The 2,043-nt window shown below is 38.7% G+C and carries 2 protein-coding genes; both read left to right on the top strand.

Annotated features, from left to right (window positions below; translation table 11 throughout):
- On the top strand, positions 1-1,204 hold a 1,204-nt coding region (istA, locus tag EV196_RS19755; protein WP_132219506.1), incomplete at its 5' end, for an IS21 family transposase.
- 17 nt (positions 1,205-1,221) lie between these two features.
- Entirely contained in the window at positions 1,222-1,953 is a 732-nt protein-coding gene (gene istB / locus EV196_RS19750) for an IS21-like element helper ATPase IstB (RefSeq protein WP_132219505.1), read from the top strand.
- Positions 1,954-2,043 lie beyond the last annotated feature (90 nt).

Raw genomic sequence — 2,043 nt, 5'->3', positions numbered from 1 at the left:
CAAACTTTCCCAGTTTAGGTATTGGTATCGGGAGTGGGTTAAAGAAGTGTCTCCAGTGATGCATTTTACACACAAAGCGGGCGATAAACTTTTCATTGATTTTACGGGCAAGAAGCTTTCAATTGTAGACCGCTACACAGGTGAAATACAAGATTTAGAGGTCTTTGTCTGTGTATTGGGCAGTAGCCAATACACCTATGTTGAGGCCTGTGAGAGCCAAAAGAAAGAAGATTTTATAGCTTGTATAGAAAACGCACTTTGGTTTTATGGCGGTGTACCACAGGCTTTAGTACCTGATAACTTGAGGGCAGCAGTTACCAAAAGCAGTCGTTATGAACCAAAAGTAAATGAAACTTTTGTAGATTTTGCTGAGCATTATGAAACGGCAGTACTTCCAACCAGAGCCTACAGGCCTAGGGATAAAGCCATCGTCGAAAATGCAGTGCGTATCATATATACACGGGTCTTTGCGCCACTGCGCAACCAAACGTTCCATTCTAAAGCTGCACTGAATAAGGCTATATTAGAACTTCTTAAAACCCATAACAGCACCTCTTTTAGGGGACGGGAATATTCTCGCTATTCGTTATTTGAAGAGATTGAAAAACATCAGCTTAAACCATTGCCAGCAAAACGCTATGAGATTAAACGCTACGCTAATGCAACGGTTCATAAAAACAGCCATATTTATTTTAGTAAGGACAAACACTATTATAGCTTACCTTATCAGCATATAGGCAAACGTATTAAAGTGGTTTATTCAGATAGCACCATAGAGATGTTCTACCAACAGGAACTACTTACAGTCCATCCAAGAAACAAACAAAAATATGGGTATAGCACGATAAAGGAACACATGCCTTCCCACCACCGCTTTATCAGCGAGTGGAGCAGTGAAAAATTCATTGCCTGGGCAGAGCAGGTTGGTGAACATTGCAAGACACTAATCATTAACATATTAGAAAAGAAACAACACCCAGAACAATCCTATAAATCATGTCTGGGCATATTGCACCTCACTAAAAAGGTAGGCAATACACGATTGGATAATGCCTGCAAGCGTGCATTGGACTATGGTGCTCATAACTACAATATTATAGAGCGTATTCTTAAAAACGGTTGGGACACCTTAGATGAAGACATCGAAGACCAACCTGAGGTCCCAAATCATAATAACATTAGAGGAAGTCATTATTACAAATAAATTAAAACCAAAAAACAATGAATAAACAGACATTGGAACACATGAAACAACTAAGGCTATACGGTATGTACAGAGCCTTTGACAGCAGTTTATCGCCACAAAGTATAAACTACACCAATGATGAACTCATCGCATATCTGCTCCAAAGCGAATGGGATGATCGTCAAAACAGAAAAATAGAACGGTTAACAAAAGCGGCGCGATTTAGGTACAGTGCTATTATGGAAGCTATCGATTTTGATGCTTCAAGACAACTAGATAAAAATCAAATACATCGCTTTGCTAGCTGTGAGTTTATAAAGCAAAAACAGAATATCCTTATCACGGGAAGTACAGGTGCTGGAAAAAGCTATATGGCATCAGCTATCGGTCATCAGGCGTGTTCATTGGGATATAAGGTCATGTATTATAACACGAATAAACTTTTTACCATGCTTAAAACATCAAAAGCAGATGGCTCTTATCTAAAACAAATCAATAAACTAGAAAAACAAGACCTACTGATTATAGATGATTTTGGGCTTAAAGCTTTAGATGCTATAAATAGGCACTCCTTTATGGAAATTATTGAAGATAGGCACGGAGAACACAGTATTATTATCGCCTCCCAATTACCAGTAGAAGCATGGCATGAAATTATAGGAGAACAAACCATCGCAGATGCCATTTTGGATCGCCTTGTACATAATGCACACAGAATCGATATTAAAGGAGAATCGATGCGTAAAAAATTGAAAAATAAAGACTAAATTTAACCACAAATGAATCGATTTTGAGCACTTACTTTACTATGCTCACTTTCATCCGCCGCAAGTGGTTCACTTTGCCCGCCCTATCCA

Origin of the sequence: Mariniflexile fucanivorans, from assembly GCF_004341235.1 — a bacterium.
GTDB classification, from domain to species: domain Bacteria; phylum Bacteroidota; class Bacteroidia; order Flavobacteriales; family Flavobacteriaceae; genus Mariniflexile; species Mariniflexile fucanivorans.
This window is presented reverse-complemented; position numbering and strand designations above follow the sequence as displayed.